We start from the raw sequence: 15,998 nt of genomic DNA, 5'->3' as shown, positions 1-15,998 counted from the left end.
CACCCGACCTCCTTCGGAGGCCACCCTCTCCCGCAAGGGGAGAGGGACTTAAAATGCGCCTGCGCACCCGCCTGTTCATCCCGCGCCAGATCAAGCGCTGGCTGCCGACCTCGCTGTTCGGCCGGTCCCTGCTGATCATCGTGCTGCCCGTGGCGGTGATGCAGATCGCTGTCACCTGGGGCTTTTTCGACGCCCACTGGGAGACGGTGAACAGCCGCCTGTCCGAGGGGCTGGCGGGCGACATCGCCTGGGCCGTGGCCACCTACCAGGACGATCCCAGCCCCGCCGCCGTCGAGCGCATGGCCGAGCGGGCCGAGCAGACCATGGACCTGTCGATCGCCCTCCTGAAGGGGCGCGAGCTGCCCACCGGCAAGCGGCCGGCCATGTTCGCCTCGCTCGACCGCTCGATGCAGCGGGCTCTGGAAGAACGGCTGGATGAGCCGTTCTGGTTCGACGCCTCCAACCGCTACGCCGCCCACGTCGAGATCCGCGTGCGGGTCAGGGAAGGCACCTTAAGGATCTTCGCGCCGCGCGACCGCGCCTTCGCCACCCAGGGGCACATCTTCATCCTGTGGATGGTGGTGGCGACCATGCTGCTGACGGCGATCGCCATCCTGTTCATCCGCAACCAGGTGCGGGCCATCGAGCGCCTGGCCGACGCGGCCGACGCCTTCGGGCGCGGTCTCGACCACGAGTTCAAGCCGCATGGCGCGCGCGAGGTGCGCCAGGCGGCCCAGGCGTTCCTGGCCATGAAGGCCCGCATCCAGCGCCATATCGAGCAGCGCACGGCCCTGCTGGCCAGCGTCAGCCACGACCTGCGCACGCCGCTGACCCGGCTGAAGCTGGAGATGGCCCTTTCCGAGCCCGGCCCGCAGGTCGAGGCCATCAAGCGCGATCTCTCCGAGATGGAGCACATGATCGACGAGTACCTGGCCTTCGCGCGCGGCGAGGGTGGGGAAGCGCTGCAGTCGGTCGAGCTGGCCCCGCTGGTCGCCGGGGTCTGCGCCGCGGCCGAGCGCGGCGGGGCGCGCGTCGAGACCGTGCTGGAGCAGGACCTGACGGCCAACCTGCGGCCCAGCGCCTTCAAGCGCGCCCTGGCCAACCTGGTCGACAACGCCGCGGCCCACGGCGACACCGTCCGGGTGACGCTGGAGGCGCGCATGACCGGCGGGGTCAACATCATCGTCGACGACGACGGCCCGGGCATTCCAGAGGACCGTTACGAAGAGGCCTTCAAGCCCTTCAACCGCCTCGACGAGTCACGGAACCAGAACGAGAAGGGCGTCGGTCTGGGCCTGGCCCTGGCCCGCGACATGGCCCGCGGCCTCGGCGGCGACCTGGTGCTCGAGCGTTCGGCCATGGGCGGCCTGCGGGCCCTGATGAGGCTGCCGGGGTAGGGGCGGCTCAGGCGGCGACCAACGGCTCGATCGCCTCAAGGTCGGCGCGGCGCTCCAGCACCGTCTTCGACAGGTCGTGCTGGGCCTGGAGGTTCATCCAGAATTGGGCGCTCGCGCCGAGCACCCGCTCCAGCCGCAGGGCGGTGTCGGGCGTGACCGGTTGGGTCTCGCGCACCAGACGCTCGATCCGCGTGCGATCCTTCAGGCCCATGGCCCTGGCCAGCGCGCCGGCCGTCAGCCCCATCGGCGCCATGAAATCCTCGCGCAGGATCTCCCCGGGGTGGGGCAGGGGGGAAACGAAGTCGAGCGCCAGAAAGCTGTCGGTCATCGCTCGGATCTCCTTCAGTGATAATCGCCGAACCAGACGTCTTCCGGGCCGTCCTCGCCCCATCGGAAGGTGATCCGAAACTGGTCATTGACGCTGACCGACCATTCGCCCGTCCGATCGCCGCCGAGGGCGTGCAGGCGATTGCCTGGCGGAATGCGCATCTGGGCGATCTCCGTGGCCGCGTTCAGCTGGGCCAGCACCCGGCGGGTCCGCTTCACGAGATCAGCGGGAAAGCCCTTGGGCGAGTGGCCCAGGAAGACGGCTCTGGCGGTGTCGCTTCTCCAGCTCTGGATCATCCATGTCCGCCATCATCTGTAGCGTATCACGCTACAGGTGTCGAGCGATGTGTAGCGTCGCGCGCTACCGCCTTGCCCTCCAGCAAGCTTAACCCTGGGTGGAGCGCTTGGGTAGCGGCGTCTTCCACTCCCAGGGCTCAGAACCCCGCGCCGACCTTTCCCAGTTTCTCGGCCATCTGCTTCAGGCGCTTGTCGAGCTCGGCCATGGTGCGGTTCAGCGCGCCCTCGTCGTCGCGCCAGACCTGCAGGACGCGGGCCCAGACGGCGGTCATCGCGGCCAGCCGCACGGGCGTGGCCTCGATCCCGGCGGCTTCCAGGATCGCGCGGGCGGTCCTGGGGAAGCGGACGGCGACGCGGGGCAGGCCTTCGGACTTGGAGATGGCGATCAGGGCGTGGCGGTGCGGCTCCATGGCCTCGACCCGCGCCATGGCCGCGTCGAACAGGCGGTCGTGGGCGGCTGCGCCCTCGCCGGGGTCAGCGTTGAGCGCCGCCTGGTCGAAACGGCGCGACAGGTGGGCCAGCACCTTGGTCTTGCTGTCGGCCTTCACATAGAGCTCGGCGAACGGCGCGCCCGCCGCCACGGCGATATCGCGCAGGGCGATCTGCGGCCAGGGACGGTCGGCGGCCAGGGAAAGCGCGGCGGCGGCCGCGCGGTCGAGCAGGTCTTCGGCGGGCGTTGTCATGGCCAGAGACATGGCCGTGCGGGCTTGCGCTGACAAGGTCGGCGCTTGCCTCGCGGCCGTAGTTCGGGGAAAGGGGCGGCCATGAGCCTTTCCTATTTCCGTTGCGACTGGGCCCACGAGAGCGCCGAAGAGCCCGTGTCGATCTTCTACGAGGTCGACGACGAGGGCCGGGTGCTGCGCCTGATCGACGTTTTCCGTGACGGCAGCCGCGAGCGCGACGCCGTCGCCAACTATGTCGGGCGCGAGCACGAGCTGCCCGGCGAGGACAGCCTGTCGGAAGACGACTTCCACGACTCGGTCGAGGCCCTGCTCGACGATGAAGACGTCGTCGAGGGCGAGGACCGCCTGTCGCTGACCCCCGTGGAGGCCTCGGTGTTCGAGGCGGCCTGGCGGCTGGACGCCTGAGGGGGCGAAACCTCGCCCTTCGACAGGCTCAGGGTGAGGTTTGTGGCTGCCCGGCCTTTGCAATGGTTCTCATCCTGAGCTTGTCGAAGGACGAGGACCACACGCGGGACCTAGCCCAGCAGCCACCTCAGCCCCGCCGCCGCGACGATGCCGATCGGCACCACGGCCAGCATCGGCAGGCGCAGGGCCGCCAGGAAGGTGATCGCCAGCGCGGCGAGGTCGGCCGGGCGGGGCGAGACGAAGTGCGGGGCGATCACCGCGATCAGCACGCAGCCGGGGGCCGCCTCCATCACCGCCGTGGCGCGCGGGCCGAGGGTTCGGTTCCTCAGCACCAGATAGCCGCCGATGCGGGTCAGGTAGGTGACGGCGGCCATGGCCAGGATGGTGGCCAGCACGGGCAGCGAGATCATGCGGCGGCTCCCGTCTTGCTGGGAGCGGCCCACAGCCAGGCGGTGATCAGGCCCGCGATGGCGCCTGCCGCCACGGTCCAGGCGCCGGGCGCCAGCAGGTGGCCGGTCGCGGCGATGGCCAGGCTGACCAGCCACGGCCGCGCGGCGCGAAAGCCGCTCCACATGCCGCGCAGCAGGACGAGGAAGATGGCCGGGAAGGCCATGTCGAAACCCAGGGTCTCGACGTTCCCAAGCACCGGCCCGACCATCGCCCCCAGGGCGGTGAAGGCGATCCAGGCCAGCCACATCGGCAGGGCCACGCCCATGTAGTGCGCCAGGCTGAAGCTCCCGCGCGCCTTGGCGTCGGCCAGGGCCATCGCCCAGCTCTCGTCGCACATCAGGAACAGGGCCGGCAGCACGCGGCGCTTGGGCAGGGTCTTCAGGAACGGCGCCAGGGCCGCGCCCATCAAGAGGTGGCGGCTGTTGATCATCAGGGTCACGGCCGTGATCAGGGCCAGGTGCGGCGGCGAGGTCCACAGGCCGATGGCCGCGAACTCCGATCCGCCGGCGAAGTTGAGACCCGTCATCAGCGGGGTCTCGACGGCGGAAAGGCCCTTCTGGCCGGCCTGGGCGCCCAGCACCAGGGCGAACGGCACGAAGCCGGCGGTGACCGGCAGCGAGGCGACGAGGCCCTGCATGAATTCGGGCCTGGATCTGGAACGCAGTTCGGAGGGCCCGTCGCCAGGCACGGCGGCGGGAGCGCAGGTTTCGATTGTCATGGGCGACCGGGGGAGGGGCGGTGGCGAGGAGGATTGGCAGCCTAGCGCAAACCTCGCGCAATCGGGTTGCGATCATGCTCCCATATGATCGATGATTGGCATCCAGGCGCAGTTGATCGCCAAATCTTGGTTGTAGATTCATGAAGCTCGACGACATCGACCGCCGCATCCTGCGCGAGCTGCAGAAGGACGGGCGCATCCAGAACGCGGAGCTGTCCAAGCGGGTCGGCCTGTCGCCGTCGCCCTGCCTGCGGCGGGTGCGGATCCTGGAGGAGGCGGGGGTCATCGCCCGCTACGTGGCGGTGGTCGACGCCGCCAAGGTGGGGCAGGGGCAGACCTTCTTCACCCGCATCTGGCTGAACTCGCAGCATGAGGACGCCGTCGATCACTTCGTGGCCGAGGTGAACAAGCTGCCCGAGGTGGTGGAGTGCTACGTCATGCTCGGCGACTGCGACATGCTGCTGCGCGTGGTCGCCGCCGACATCGCCGCCTATCGACGCTTCCAGGCCGACCGTCTCAGCCGCATCCGGGGCGTGATGAACGTCAAGACCGACATCCCTGCCCAGACCGTGAAACAGACCTTCGCGGTGCCGCTGTAAATACCCTCTCCCGGAGGGGAGAGGGAGGGGCCCAGGCGATAGCCTGGGAGGGTGAGGGGTGACGGCGCCCGACGTCGTGCCGGCACGCCGTCTTCGGTCCCTAACCCCTCATCCTCCCACGCCTTGCGGCGCGGGCCCCTCCTTCTCCCTATGGGAGAAGGTGATTATTCAGCAGCCGCCGCCAGTTCCGTGGCCGGGCGGTACTTGTCCAGCCAGTGCGCGTACGGCGCCGGCAGGGTGGCCCAGGTGGGGCGCGCGACGCCCAGTTCCTGAGCCAGCTCGTAGGGGTAGTGCGGATTGGCCAGGTGGGCGCGGCCGATCATCACCAGATCCATCTGCTCGCTGGCGACCAGGCTTTCGGCCAGGCGCGGCGCGTCCAGGCCCCAGGACGAGGCGACCGGCAGGCCGGCTTCCTCGCGCACGCGCTTGGCGATGGGGCCCAGGAACGGCGTGCCCCAGGGAATGCTGGTGTTGGGGATGGTGAAGCCGACGCTGACGTTCAGCAGGTCCAGGCCGCCGGCCTTCATGCGGCGGGTCAGGTCGATCGACTCGGCCAGGGTCTGCTCGTCGTGGCCGTCATATTCCAGCACGCCGAAGCGGGCGGTCAGCGGCAGGTTCTCGGGCCATTCGGCGCGGACGGCGGCAAGGGTCTCTTCCATGAACCGGCCGCGGGCCAGCGCGTCGCCGCCGTACTGGTCGGTGCGATGGTTGGAGTGGTGCGAGAAGAAGCTCTGGGCCAGGTAGCCGTGGGCGAAGTGCAGCTCCAGCCACTCGAAGCCGGCCTCGCGGGCGCGGCGGGTCGCAGCGGCGAAGTCGGCCTTCACGCGCTCGATGTCGGCCAGGCTCATCTCGCGCGGAACCTTGGGCAGGCCCGCGCCGTAGGCGATGGCCGAGGGCGCGATGGTTTCCCAGCCGCGCGGGTCGCCGTCGGCGATATGGTCGTCGCCTTCCCACGGACGGTTGGCGCTGGCCTTGCGGCCGGCGTGGGCGATCTGGATGCCGGGGACGGCGCCGGCAGCCTTGATGGCCGCGGCGATCTTGGCCAGGCCTTCAGCCTGCTCGTCGGTCCAGATGCCGGTGCAGCCGGGGCTGATGCGGCCTTCGGGCGAGACGGCCGTGGCCTCGACGATCACCAGGCCCGCGCCGCCGCGCGCCAGGCCGGCATAGTGCGGCAGGTGCCAGTCGGTCGTGACGCCGTCCTCGGCGCTGTACTGGCACATCGGCGGAATGGCGATGCGGTTGCGAAGCTGGGCGTCCTTCAGGCGGAAGGGCGTGAACAGGGCGGACATGAAGGCGGTGCTCTTTCGGCGGGAAGCAGTGAGCGGCTCAGGTGTATGCGCCGGCGGCCTGACTCAAGTGCCGTCGAGTCCCAGCACCTGTGCCTTGAGGGAAACAATCGACCTCTCGCGGCCAGCGAAGGGGTGGCTGGGCCCATCGCTCAATACCGGTTTGACCAATTTGTCTGACTAGATTTTGGCTTCTTGCCGCTGGGGAAGGTCGTTTTGATCTTGCCCAGAACCGCTATGTCAGCGGTGTCTTCGAACTGAGTTGGCCGAAAAGCCAAGCTTGTCGAAGAAAATCACCCGACCTCGCTTCGCGTGAAAATGTTCGCCCACCAGCGTTACGTCATTGCGTGGCGTTTAATTGTCAGACAATAATTCCTCCAAGGCAGCCGGGATCACATCGGCGCCGGAACTTATGGAGGGATGAAATGCGCGTGGAGACGGCGTCTTCCGTTTCGGAGTCCGGGCGCGCCCGGCGTCTTTGGCTGGTGTCGGCGGCCACCACAGCCTTGGCCGCGAGCTTCGCGACCACGGCGTTTTCTCAGGATAATTCAGCGGCTTCCGGAAGCACGCTCGCGCCCGACACCGTCGAGGAGGTGGTGGTTCGCGGCATCCGCGCCAGCGTCGGCCAGAGCCTGGCGATCAAGCGCGAGTCGACCCAGGTGGTCGAAAGCGTGGTGGCCGAGGACATCGGCAAGTTGCCGGACAATAACGTCGTCGAGGCCTTGCAGCGGGTCACCGGCGTGCAGGTGACCAACCGTTCGGGCGGCGAGGCCACGGCCATCTCGATCCGGGGCCTGCCCGATATCACCACCACTTGGAACGGCCGCAACGTCTTCACCGCCTCGGGCCGCCAGTTCGCCCTGCAGGACATTCCGGCCAACCTGGTCAAGCGCATCGACGTCTACAAGACCCGCAGCGCTGACCAGATCGAGACCGGCATCGCCGGCCAGGTCGACGTGTTCACGCGCCGGCCGTTCGATTTCAAGGGTCCGACCTTTTCGCTGGCCAGCCGGGGGATCTGGCACGAGCAGGCCGACAAGTTTAATCCCAATGTCAGCGCCCTGGTCGCCAACCGCTGGGACACCGGCGCCGGCGAGATCGGCGCTCTGCTGAACGTCAGCTACGCCCGCACCCGCTATCGCGACCAGAGCGTCACCGCCGGGGCCTTGGTGCCGTTCGCGACCGCCGACAATCCGCCGGCCGGCTGGGTTCCGCTCGAGCGTATCCAGGTCACCGACGCCCGGGCGCCCAACCCCGACGGAAGCCTGCAGACCCTGTGGCGGCCTGGCCTGAACGAGGGCCTGTCGACCGCGCCGGGCTCGACCCTGACCATCAACGGCGTGCAGGTTCCCTACCTGTTGTCGCGCGACGCGGTGTTCCAGTCCGACCTGCTGGGCGACCGCAAGCGCCCGGCCGTCAACGCCGCCCTGCAGTGGGCGCCGAACGACAGCGCCGAATACACCTTCGAGTTCTTCTACGACGGCTACCGCAACACCACCTTCAACAACCTGCAATTCACCTTCGTCGACTGGTGGGGCGACCTGGGCGCCAATCCCGGCTCCAGCTTCACGCTCTTTCCCGGGACCAACATCATCAAGTCGCGCACCGCTGGCTCGGTCTACGGCTTCAACAGCGGCGACCTGACCGTCGCCAAGACCGACAGCTTCGTTTACGCTCTGAACGGCAAATGGCGGATCGGCGAGCGCCTGGAGCTGGTCGGCGACCTGTCCTACCAGACCAGCAAGTTCAGCTCCGCCTTCATGGCCATGCGCACCGACCGCGTGGCGCGCCAGGTGAGCGTGAACTTCAATCCCGGCGACGGGATCACCTCGTTCCACTTCGACGACGACAGCCAGCTGGCCGATCCGACCCGCTGGAACGTGGCCGAGTTCTACGACAACGCCAACCGCAACAAGGGCGACGCCGTCACCGTGTCGCTGGACGGCGACTACAACGCCGGCTGGGGTCCGCTTAAGACGCTGAGCTTCGGCTTCCGCTACGACGATCGCGGTACGTCGGAGGCCCAGCGCACGCAGTCGGCCTTCCTCGGTCGTCCGCTGAGCAGCCTGCCGTCGGGCCTGCAGTGGGTGAACCAGGGCTTCTTCGACGGCCACTCCGACACCCCGACCCGCTGGGTGGTGGCAAACGGCTACTATTTGCGCGACCACGTCGACGAGATCCGCGCCCTCTATCACGCGGCCAACCCCAACAACGTCAACTTCACCACCAGCGAGAACCTGTCGCTGTTCGAGAACTTCACCGTCGACGAGGTGACGAGCTCGGCCTACCTGATGGCCGATTTCGAGAGCGAGCTGTTCGGCCGCCGCCTGCGAGCCCAGGCCGGCCTGCGCTATGTCGACGTCGACACCGACATGACCTTCAATGACCAGGCCGAAAGCCGCAGGCTGGGCAGCCTGGTGCAGACCAGCGCGGGCAAGCAAGTCAGCGATGTACTGCCCAGCGTGACGGTGCGCTACGACCTGACCAGCGACGTGGCCCTGCGCTTCAACTACGGCAAGACGTTGCGACGCCCCGACTTCAGCGCCCTGAACCCCAACTACACCCTGGTCGACGACCTGACCGACGTGGGTTACGGCACGGCCACCGGCGGCAACGCCAATCTGGAGCCGACCCGCGCCACCAACTACGACCTGACGGCCGAGTGGTATTTCGCCTCGGGCAGCGCGCTCTACGCCACGGCCTTCCGGCGCGAGATCGATGGACTGGTGGTGTCGCTGCGCAGTCGCCGCAACATCCCCAACACCACCAACAACACCCAGGAATTCGTGCTGACCCAGCCGGCCAATGCGTCGGACGGGGTGCTCAAGGGGCTGGAGGTAGGGCTGGTCTACTTCCCCAAGAACCTGCCCGGCTATCTCGACGGCCTGGGCTTTCTGGGCAGCCTGACCAAGCTCAGCTCTTCGCAGAACGTGCCCGACACGAACGACGCCGGCGAGATCGTCGGTCAGAAGAACAGCGCCTTCTTCGGGGTGTCGGACTTCTCCTACAACGTCACCCTGGCCTACGAGCGCGGTCCGATCGGCGCCCGCCTCTCGTATGTCTGGCGCGACGACTTCCTGGCCAACAACGAGGCGGCCCTGTTCGCCAATCCGATCGGCGTCTGGCGCAAGCCCGAGAGGAGCCTCGACATGCAGGTCAGCTACAAGGTCAACGACCGCCTCTCGATGACCTTCGACGCGGTCAATCTGACCGAGGAGATCGCCCAGTCCTACTACGCCTTCGGCGAGGCGGGCGGGCCCGACACCCACAACTTCGGCTCGTCGCTGCTCAGCCGCACCTTCGCGTTCGGCCTGCGCTACCAGTTCGACTAGGCCGACTTCGGCCAGAGCGCCCTCTCCAGGGCGACTGGCGGGCGGGGCCTTGCGGCCTCGCCCGTCTCTTTACGTGTCGGGCCAGACTTCCCTGCGCGGCGAGGGCAAGCGGGGCGTCCGGCTTTCCGGCCTCCCGGAAACGAAAAAGGCGGCCCCCGTGAGAGGCCGCCTCAATCGTTTCCGAGCCTCGAAAGGGCCTTAGGCCACCTTCACCCGGGCGGCGCTTTCGGGCAGGTCCTGGCCGAAGGCGCGCTGGTAGAACTCGGCCACGGTGGGGCGTTCCAGCTCGTCGCACTTGTTGAGGAAGGTCAGGCGGAAGGCGAGGCCGATGTCGCCGTCGAAGATCTCGGCGTTCTGCGCCCAGGTGATCACCGTACGCGGGCTCATGACCGTCGAAATGTCGCCGTTCATGAAGGCGTTGCGGGTCATGTCGGCCACGCGGACCATGGCCGCCAGGGTGCGCTTGCCCTCGGCGGTGTCGTAGTGGGGGTTCTTGGCCAGCACGATGGCCGCCTCGACGTCGTGCTCGAGGTAGTTCAGCGTGGTGACGATCGACCAGCGGTCCATCTGGCCTTGGTTGATCTGCTGGGTGCCGTGATAGAGCCCAGTGGTGTCTCCGAGACCAATCGTATTCGTCGTCGAAAAGAGACGGAAATACGGGTTGGCGCGGATCACCCGGTTCTGGTCGAGCAGGGTCAGCTTGCCACCGGCCTCAAGCACGCGCTGGATCACGAACATCACGTCCGGGCGACCCGCGTCGTATTCGTCGAACACCAGGGCGATCGGGCGTTGCAGCGACCAGGGAAGAATCCCTTCGCGGAATTCGGTGATCTGCTTGCCGTCCTTCAGGACGATGGCGTCCTTGCCGACCAGGTCGATCCGGGAGACGTGGCTGTCGAGGTTCACGCGGACCAGCGGCCAGTTCAGGCGCGCGGCGATCTGCTCGATGTGGGTCGACTTGCCGGTGCCGTGATAGCCCTGGACCATCACGCGGCGGTCCTTGGCGAAGCCGGCGCAGATGGCCTTGGTCGTCTGGGGATCGAAGCGGTAGGCCGGGTCGATCTCCGGCACGTGCGGATCGCGGTGCGAGAACGCCGGCACCTTCATGTCGCTGTCGACGCCGAACGCGTCGCGAAGCGTCACCCACTTGTCCGGGACCAGGGTGATCAGGGGATCGGCGGCGTGGCTGTCGGTCAGTTCGGGCATGGGTTTTCGATTAGCGCTCCACCCCAGGGAGGGGAAGGGGGAATTGCGCCAATTATCCTTCTCCCCTTGCGGGAGAAGGTGGCGCGAAGCGCCGGATGAGGGGTTTCTCAAAAGCGAAACGCCGCGACGGCCTTTCAGCTGTCGCGGCGTTCGGGTCGGTGCGACCCCTCACCCGACCCCGCTCCGCGGGGCCACCCTCTCCCGCAAGGGGAGAGGGATCGGTTGGGCGCCCTAGTTGTTGGCGATGATCACCGAGGCGATGATGCCGGTGGCGACCGCGGCCAGGATGTACTGGTTGTCGACGCGCTGCCAGCGGTAGCCGCGGGGCGGGGCGCGCAGGCCGTGGCGGCGGTAGTCGCTGACATAGTAGCCGTTGCCGCGATAGCGGGCGTCGAGGCGTTGGCCCTTGGCCCAGCGGCGGTACTCGCGGCGGTCTTCCTTGCGCTCGTAGCGAGCCTGGTCGCGGCGGCCCTTTTCATAGGCGCGCTGCTGCTCGTAGCGGTCGTGACGGTCGTCGTGGCGGGGCTGGGCCATGGCGGTCCCCGACAGGGCGGTCCCGGCCAGCAGCGAGGCGGCGACGGCGGTGATGATGAGACGTTTCATGACAAGTCCTTTCCCTTCGATGCCTCCACCTTAGTGAGGTCGATTTGGACTGGTGATGAACGAAGCAACTCAGGAACGGTTCATGTTTCTTTCATGAAACATTGTAGCTATACATGCCAAATACCGGTTGCGGCCAAACTGCTTTTCGCGCGTTGAGGGTGCATGCCGCTCAAGCTCCGTCTGGATCCCCGCCGAGACCTGCCCCTGCTCTTGAAGGCCGCCCGGCGCGAGATCGCCGCCACGGCCGCCCTGCTGGTGGCGGGCCTTGGCCTGCTGGCCTTCCTGAACATCGCCGACGAAGTGGCGGAGGGCGACACTCGCGCGCTCGACTTCCAGATCCTGCAGGCGTTGCGCGTGCCGGGCCAGCCTCACCAGCTGGTGGGCCCGGAATGGCTGCACACGGCCGCCGCCGACGTCACGGCCCTTGGCTCGGTGACGGTGCTGACCCTGCTGGTGCTGCTGGCCCTGGCGATATGCGCCAGCCTTCGCCGATGGGCCGAGGCGCTGGTGGTGCTAGTCGGAGCCGTGGGCGGGGTGAGCATCAGCCAGGGCCTGAAGCATCTGTTCCTGCGCGAGCGGCCGGACCTGGTCTATCGCGCCGTAGAGGCGGCCAATCCCAGCTTTCCGTCTGGCCACGCCATGCTGTCGGCGGTGGTGTTCCTGACCCTCGGGGCGCTGGCGGCGCGGTTCGCGCCCCGGCGCAGGGTCAAGGCCCTTTGCCTGGCGGCGGCGGTGTTCTTCTCGGTGCTGGTGGGGCTCAGCCGCGTCTATCTCGGCGTCCACTGGGCCAGCGACGTGCTGGCCGGCTGGTGCGTGGGCGCGGCCTGGGCCATGGCCTGCTGGCTGGCGGCCTGGGGCTGGTCGCGGTTTTTCCGCTCGCCGCGGGCGGAGACCTGAGATCCTCCCCCTGATGGGGGAGGCGGCCCGAAGGGCCGGAGGGGGAAGTGTCTGCTGACGTCGAGGCGGTTGCGGGTTCACAGGCCACATCCCCCTCCGTCGGCTTCGCCGACACCTCCCCCTTCAGGGGGAGGATTGTTCGAGCCTGGCCTTCAGGGCTTCCAGGTCGCGGGTGACGGCGGCGGCGTCGCGTTCGAAGGCCGCGTCGTCCATGGCGGGCAGGTGAAAGAGGGTGAGGGTCACCTCGGCGCCGTCGCCGTTGGCCACGACCCGCAGGGGGACCGAGATTTCTGTTCCGTCGGGCAGGGTCACCCAATGATCGAGGACGCCGAAGGGGTTGGCCGGCGAAAAGCGCACGCGGGCCTCGCCCGTCGGGGTGTCGGCGATCCACACGTCGTTGTCGTCGGGTGAGCGGCGAAGGCCGTCGCCGATGCCGGCGGCCCAATCGGCCATGTTTTCGGGATCGGCCGTATAGGCGTAGACGGCTTCGGCCGCACAGGCGACGCCGATGGTGATCGGACGGCAGGGATGTACGGTCATGCAGCGGGCCTCGTCGTCAGCGCAACGCGCCGTCGGCAGGCCGCTCGCGTGAAATCAGAAGAGAACGGTGGCCAGGGCGACGACGCCCGCCCAGAGCGCGATGCTGGCGCCGACGACGGCGACTCGGCTCCAGCGGACTCGGCGACGCGAAGGCGCGGTGTCGGGGCGCGCCCCCATGCTGAGATAGGCCATGTCTTCCTCCCCCGCCTCTGGTCTCCCTTGGGGGCGGGAGTGGGCGGTTTCATTTGATACGATCTCCTGGGTTGCAACGCTTGGCAAGAGCCAACGGAGCCACGGAGTCACAAAAAGTTGCGTTCCAACACAGTGGCTTGTGTCGACCTGCCGACTTCACCGCACGCGGCCACGGCTCAGATCGAGCCTGTCCCATGATATGGACGGCCGACGACCTGGTCCTCGTCGCCTTCCCAGGCCTCGTCGTCGGGCATCGAGACGTTGGCGTCCCAGTGCTCGGCCTGGCTGGAGCCCGAGCCGCTGTCGGTGTGGCGGACGATCTCGTCGATGTCGCGGGCGTTGCGGGGCGCGGTTCCGGGCGGAATAACCGCCGTCTCGGCCGGGCTCAGCGCGTCGTTCTGGAAGTCGACGTGCTGCGGATAGAAGGCCAGGCGCCCGGTCAGGCGCTCCATGCCCGGCAGCGGGGCCTCGTACGACCACACGGCGTCCTCGATGATCTGGCCGTCGCGATAGATCGTGTAGTAGCTGGCCGAGCCCTTGTAGGGGCAGCGTGTGGTTTTGTCCGACCGGCGCAGGAAGGCCGTCGCCACGTCGTCGCGCGGGAAGTAGCGCACGGGCGGATAGTCGGCCTCGCGCAGCACCAGGACATCGTCGCTGTCGGCGATCTCGTGGCCTTCGAACAGCACGCGGACGCGGCCGCTTTCGCGGGCGCAGGTGATCGGATGGTTGGGGTCTGACGTGTGCATGGGCGTTCCCCAGGCGTTGAGGGTGTCGTTGCGGAACTTGCAGCCAGTGAAACGCGCGGCGCGCCCCAACCGCTCCCTCCCGGCAAGCCTTTGCTTGTGAAACGGAAAGCCGCGTGATCTTCTCCCCGCGAACCGGGGAGGGGAGGGCGAAACGACCGTTGGCGTCGCCCTATCTGACTTGAATACAGTCAAGGTCGAGAATGAATAGCATTGTCGTTGTCGCCGGCATTCTCGTCACGTTAGTGACGGGCCTGCCGGTCTTTTTGCAGCTCATCAAGGAGCACCCGAAAGGGTTGATCATCCTGTTCTTCGCCGAGATGTGGGAGCGGTTCTCCTACTACGGCATGCGGGCGATCCTGATCTTCTACCTGACGCAGCACTTCCTTTTCGACCCGAAGGTCGCCAACGGCCACTACGGCTCCTATACCTCCCTCGTCTACCTGCTGCCGCTGATCGGCGGCTTCCTGGCCGACAAGTGGCTGGGCACCCGCAAGGCCGTGGCCTTCGGCGCCATCCTGCTGGTCGCCGGCCACCTGGCCATGGCGGTGGAAGGCAAGCCCGCCACCCAGACCCTGACCTACGCCGGCCAGACCTACCAGTTCCAGGCCGAGGGCCGCGGCGGTGAACGGGTCGCCAAGCTGGTGGTCGCAGGCAAGCCCTACGACGTCTCGGCCACCAAGACCGGCGACTTCGAGATCAAGGACCTGCCGGCCGCCGCGCCGATCCCCGCCGTGCTGCCCAAGGGCCAGTACAGCCTGGGCGTCGAAGGTCGTGACCCGACCTACCTGAACATCTTCTGGCTGGCCCTGTCGCTGATCATCGTCGGCGTCGGCTTCCTCAAGCCCAACATCTCGACCATCGTCGGTCAGCTGTACCCGCAGGGCGACCCGCGTCGCGACCCGGGCTTCACCCTCTACTACTACGGCATCAACCTCGGCTCGTTCTGGGCCTCGATCCTCTGCGGTCTCCTGGGCATCAAGGTCGGCTGGTGGGCGGGCTTCGGCCTGGCGGGCCTGGGCATGCTGGCCGGCTTCGTCGTCTTCGTGCTGGGCAAGCCCTGGCTGCTGGGCAAGGGCGAGGCGCCCGAGCCCAAGAAGCTGAAGGAGAAGGTCGCCGGCCCGCTGACCCGCGAGCACGTGATCTACGCCCTGTCGCTGGTCGGCGTGCTGGGCGTGTTCTTCCTGGTCCAGCGCAGCGCCATCGTCGGCGTGACCCTGGTGGCCGGCATGATCGGCTCGATCGGCTACGTCCTGTGGTTCATGTTCACCAAGGTGCAGAAGGTCGAGCGCGAGCGCCTGGCCCTGGCCCTGTTCCTGATCTTCGGCGCGGTCGTGTTCTGGACCCTGTTCGAGCAGGCCGGTTCGTCGCTGAACCTGTTCGCGGCCACCAACGTCAACCTCAACCTGACCTCGGCGCCCGTGCAGTGGTTCGGCGGCGCGGTGACCTTCGCCACGCCCGCCCAGCTCTCGGCCGCCGCCATCGACCCGGCCAAGACGCTGTGGATCGACTCCAGCTTCAACGCCGCCCAGACCCAGGCGCTGAACGCCGGCTGGATCCTGATCTTCGCCCCGGTCTTCGCCGCCATCTGGACGGCGCTGGGCCGCCGCGACAGGGATCCGAACCCGGTCGTCAAGTTCGGCCTCGCTTTGCTGCAGGTCGGCCTCGGCTTCCTGGTGCTGCAGTGGGGCTCCACCTTCGCTGACGGCGCCTTCCGCATGCCGCTGTTCTTCCTGGTGCTGATGTACATGCTGCACACCACCGGCGAGCTGTGCATGTCGCCCGTGGGCCTGTCGCAGATGACCAAGCTGTCGCCGGCCTCGATGGTGTCGTTCATCATGGCCGTGTGGTTCATGGCCGTGGCCATCGCCCAGTACGTGGGCGGCTTCATCGCCGGCCTGACCTCGGTCGAGACGGTGGGCGGCCAGGTGCTGGACCCCGAGGCGGCCCTGCGCACCTCGCTGCAGGTGTTCAACGTCATCGGCCTGATCGCCGCCGGCATCGGCGTGTTGTTCCTGATCGCCTCGCCCTTCCTCAAGAAGTGGTCGCACGGCGCCGACGAGCATCACGCCGCCCCGACCGACACGGCCACGGTCGCCGACTGAACTCGGCGTCCCTGACGAAGACGAAGGCCCCGGAGCGATCCGGGGCCTTTTTTATTCCTCCCCCGAGAAACGGGGGAGGTGGCGCGGCGCCATCGGCGCCGTGACGGAGGGGGCGAGGGACGGAGCGCCGTGCGCGCCGTGGGGGCGGCCGCCCCGCGCGCCCCGGGCACCCCCCCCCCCCCCCGGGGGGGGGGGGGGGGGGGGTGGTGTTGGGGAAC

The 15,998-nt window shown here is 68.0% G+C and carries 17 protein-coding genes; 6 read left to right on the top strand and 11 right to left on the bottom strand.

Translation table 11 applies throughout. The features are described from left to right. Nucleotides 1–53: 53 nt before the first annotated feature. Nucleotides 54–1,397, top strand: coding sequence for an ATP-binding protein (locus P7A99_RS18835; protein ID WP_277795293.1), 1,344 nt, complete (start codon nucleotides 54–56; stop codon nucleotides 1,395–1,397). A 7-nt stretch (nucleotides 1,398–1,404) separates the two neighbouring features. On the opposite strand, the gene P7A99_RS18830 is transcribed toward P7A99_RS18835, so the two are convergent. The 3 genes from P7A99_RS18830 to P7A99_RS18820 all read right to left on the bottom strand — a co-directional run bounded on the left by P7A99_RS18830 (nucleotide 1,405) and on the right by P7A99_RS18820 (nucleotide 2,704). After that, the gene (locus P7A99_RS18830) at nucleotides 1,405–1,725 is read right to left on the bottom strand and encodes a HigA family addiction module antitoxin (RefSeq protein WP_277795292.1); all 321 of its coding nucleotides are present in this window, start codon (nucleotides 1,723–1,725) and stop codon (nucleotides 1,405–1,407) included. Between the two features lie 14 nt (nucleotides 1,726–1,739). Beyond that, nucleotides 1,740–2,021, bottom strand: coding sequence for a type II toxin-antitoxin system RelE/ParE family toxin (locus P7A99_RS18825; RefSeq protein ID WP_277795291.1), 282 nt, complete (start codon nucleotides 2,019–2,021; stop codon nucleotides 1,740–1,742). Nucleotides 2,022–2,158: 137 nt separating this feature from the next. Further along, nucleotides 2,159–2,704, bottom strand: coding sequence for a TetR family transcriptional regulator (locus tag P7A99_RS18820; protein WP_277795379.1), 546 nt, complete (start codon nucleotides 2,702–2,704; stop codon nucleotides 2,159–2,161). 81 nt (nucleotides 2,705–2,785) lie between these two features. Between P7A99_RS18820 and P7A99_RS18815 the strand changes: the two genes are divergently transcribed. Beyond that, nucleotides 2,786–3,109: a DUF6881 domain-containing protein gene (locus tag P7A99_RS18815; RefSeq protein ID WP_277795290.1), complete on the top strand. Its 324-nt coding sequence runs from the start codon at nucleotides 2,786–2,788 to the stop codon at nucleotides 3,107–3,109. Nucleotides 3,110–3,219: 110 nt separating this feature from the next. Here the strand turns inward: P7A99_RS18815 and P7A99_RS18810 are convergent, their stop codons facing one another. Next, nucleotides 3,220–3,519 carry an AzlD family protein gene (locus P7A99_RS18810; protein WP_277795289.1) on the bottom strand — a complete coding sequence of 100 codons (300 nt, stop codon included), beginning with the start codon at nucleotides 3,517–3,519 and terminating at the stop codon, nucleotides 3,220–3,222. Then, complete coding sequence (locus P7A99_RS18805) at nucleotides 3,516–4,196, bottom strand: AzlC family ABC transporter permease (RefSeq protein ID WP_277795288.1); 681 nt, start codon at nucleotides 4,194–4,196, stop codon at nucleotides 3,516–3,518. The genes P7A99_RS18810 and P7A99_RS18805 overlap by 4 nt, the downstream gene beginning before the upstream one ends. A 221-nt stretch (nucleotides 4,197–4,417) precedes the next feature. On the opposite strand from P7A99_RS18805, the gene P7A99_RS18800 reads away from it, so the two are divergent. Next, nucleotides 4,418–4,876 (top strand): Lrp/AsnC family transcriptional regulator, encoded by a 459-nt coding sequence (locus P7A99_RS18800; RefSeq protein WP_277795287.1) that lies wholly within the window; start codon nucleotides 4,418–4,420, stop codon nucleotides 4,874–4,876. A gap of 164 nt (nucleotides 4,877–5,040) precedes the next feature. On the opposite strand, the gene P7A99_RS18795 is transcribed toward P7A99_RS18800, so the two are convergent. Continuing rightward, on the bottom strand, nucleotides 5,041–6,165 hold the full coding sequence (locus tag P7A99_RS18795) for an NADH:flavin oxidoreductase/NADH oxidase (RefSeq protein WP_277795286.1): 1,125 nt from the start codon (nucleotides 6,163–6,165) through the stop codon (nucleotides 5,041–5,043). A 422-nt stretch (nucleotides 6,166–6,587) separates the two neighbouring features. Between P7A99_RS18795 and P7A99_RS18790 the strand changes: the two genes are divergently transcribed. Then, nucleotides 6,588–9,494 carry a TonB-dependent receptor gene (locus P7A99_RS18790; RefSeq protein WP_277795285.1) on the top strand — a complete coding sequence of 969 codons (2,907 nt, stop codon included), beginning with the start codon at nucleotides 6,588–6,590 and terminating at the stop codon, nucleotides 9,492–9,494. A 198-nt stretch (nucleotides 9,495–9,692) separates the two neighbouring features. Here the strand turns inward: P7A99_RS18790 and cobS are convergent, their stop codons facing one another. Both cobS and P7A99_RS18780 read right to left on the bottom strand, forming a co-directional pair. Next, on the bottom strand, nucleotides 9,693–10,700 hold the full coding sequence (gene cobS, locus P7A99_RS18785) for a cobaltochelatase subunit CobS (RefSeq protein WP_165261525.1): 1,008 nt from the start codon (nucleotides 10,698–10,700) through the stop codon (nucleotides 9,693–9,695). Nucleotides 10,701–10,931: 231 nt separating this feature from the next. Beyond that, nucleotides 10,932–11,303 (bottom strand): RcnB family protein, encoded by a 372-nt coding sequence (locus P7A99_RS18780; RefSeq protein WP_101716791.1) that lies wholly within the window; start codon nucleotides 11,301–11,303, stop codon nucleotides 10,932–10,934. Between the two features lie 162 nt (nucleotides 11,304–11,465). Here P7A99_RS18780 and P7A99_RS18775 point away from each other — a divergent pair, with 162 nt between their 5' ends. Continuing rightward, nucleotides 11,466–12,200 carry a phosphatase PAP2 family protein gene (locus P7A99_RS18775; RefSeq protein ID WP_277795284.1) on the top strand — a complete coding sequence of 245 codons (735 nt, stop codon included), beginning with the start codon at nucleotides 11,466–11,468 and terminating at the stop codon, nucleotides 12,198–12,200. Nucleotides 12,201–12,323: 123 nt separating this feature from the next. Here P7A99_RS18775 and P7A99_RS18770 read toward each other — a convergent pair whose 3' ends face one another. From P7A99_RS18770 to P7A99_RS18760, 3 genes are all read right to left on the bottom strand, one after another. Next, nucleotides 12,324–12,740, bottom strand: a complete 417-nt coding sequence (locus P7A99_RS18770) for an SRPBCC family protein (protein WP_277795283.1) — start codon at nucleotides 12,738–12,740, stop codon at nucleotides 12,324–12,326. 54 nt (nucleotides 12,741–12,794) lie between these two features. Beyond that, complete coding sequence (locus P7A99_RS18765) at nucleotides 12,795–12,932, bottom strand: hypothetical protein (RefSeq protein ID WP_277795282.1); 138 nt, start codon at nucleotides 12,930–12,932, stop codon at nucleotides 12,795–12,797. 176 nt (nucleotides 12,933–13,108) lie between these two features. After that, a complete protein-coding gene (locus P7A99_RS18760; protein WP_277795281.1) occupies nucleotides 13,109–13,678 on the bottom strand; it encodes a DUF427 domain-containing protein in 570 nt (189 codons plus the stop codon). Between the two features lie 200 nt (nucleotides 13,679–13,878). On the opposite strand from P7A99_RS18760, the gene P7A99_RS18755 reads away from it, so the two are divergent. Continuing rightward, nucleotides 13,879–15,780: a peptide MFS transporter gene (locus P7A99_RS18755; RefSeq protein WP_277795280.1), complete on the top strand. Its 1,902-nt coding sequence runs from the start codon at nucleotides 13,879–13,881 to the stop codon at nucleotides 15,778–15,780. Nucleotides 15,781–15,998: the final 218 nt, after the last annotated feature.

The sequence above is a fragment of the Caulobacter endophyticus genome (assembly GCF_029543245.1).
In the GTDB taxonomy this organism is placed as follows: Bacteria; Pseudomonadota; Alphaproteobacteria; order Caulobacterales; family Caulobacteraceae; genus Caulobacter; species Caulobacter endophyticus_A.
Note: the sequence above shows the minus strand (reverse complement) of the source record. Positions and strands in the feature narration are given on the sequence as shown.

Coding starts and splice junctions, on each gene's coding strand:
- P7A99_RS18790 (WP_277795285.1), top strand. CDS start 6,588: ATGCGCGTGGAGACGGCGTCTTCCGTTTCGGAGTCCGGGCGCGCCCGG.
- P7A99_RS18810 (WP_277795289.1), bottom strand. CDS start 3,519: ATGATCTCGCTGCCCGTGCTGGCCACCATCCTGGCCATGGCCGCCGTC.
- P7A99_RS18795 (WP_277795286.1), bottom strand. CDS start 6,165: ATGTCCGCCCTGTTCACGCCCTTCCGCCTGAAGGACGCCCAGCTTCGC.
- P7A99_RS18800 (WP_277795287.1), top strand. CDS start 4,418: ATGAAGCTCGACGACATCGACCGCCGCATCCTGCGCGAGCTGCAGAAG.
- P7A99_RS18770 (WP_277795283.1), bottom strand. CDS start 12,740: ATGACCGTACATCCCTGCCGTCCGATCACCATCGGCGTCGCCTGTGCG.
- P7A99_RS18830 (WP_277795292.1), bottom strand. CDS start 1,725: ATGACCGACAGCTTTCTGGCGCTCGACTTCGTTTCCCCCCTGCCCCAC.
- cobS (WP_165261525.1), bottom strand. CDS start 10,700: ATGCCCGAACTGACCGACAGCCACGCCGCCGATCCCCTGATCACCCTG.
- P7A99_RS18775 (WP_277795284.1), top strand. CDS start 11,466: ATGCCGCTCAAGCTCCGTCTGGATCCCCGCCGAGACCTGCCCCTGCTC.
- P7A99_RS18820 (WP_277795379.1), bottom strand. CDS start 2,704: ATGACAACGCCCGCCGAAGACCTGCTCGACCGCGCGGCCGCCGCCGCG.
- P7A99_RS18765 (WP_277795282.1), bottom strand. CDS start 12,932: ATGGCCTATCTCAGCATGGGGGCGCGCCCCGACACCGCGCCTTCGCGT.
- P7A99_RS18760 (WP_277795281.1), bottom strand. CDS start 13,678: ATGCACACGTCAGACCCCAACCATCCGATCACCTGCGCCCGCGAAAGC.
- P7A99_RS18835 (WP_277795293.1), top strand. CDS start 54: ATGCGCCTGCGCACCCGCCTGTTCATCCCGCGCCAGATCAAGCGCTGG.
- P7A99_RS18780 (WP_101716791.1), bottom strand. CDS start 11,303: ATGAAACGTCTCATCATCACCGCCGTCGCCGCCTCGCTGCTGGCCGGG.
- P7A99_RS18815 (WP_277795290.1), top strand. CDS start 2,786: ATGAGCCTTTCCTATTTCCGTTGCGACTGGGCCCACGAGAGCGCCGAA.
- P7A99_RS18825 (WP_277795291.1), bottom strand. CDS start 2,021: ATGATCCAGAGCTGGAGAAGCGACACCGCCAGAGCCGTCTTCCTGGGC.
- P7A99_RS18805 (WP_277795288.1), bottom strand. CDS start 4,196: ATGCAGGGCCTCGTCGCCTCGCTGCCGGTCACCGCCGGCTTCGTGCCG.
- P7A99_RS18755 (WP_277795280.1), top strand. CDS start 13,879: ATGAATAGCATTGTCGTTGTCGCCGGCATTCTCGTCACGTTAGTGACG.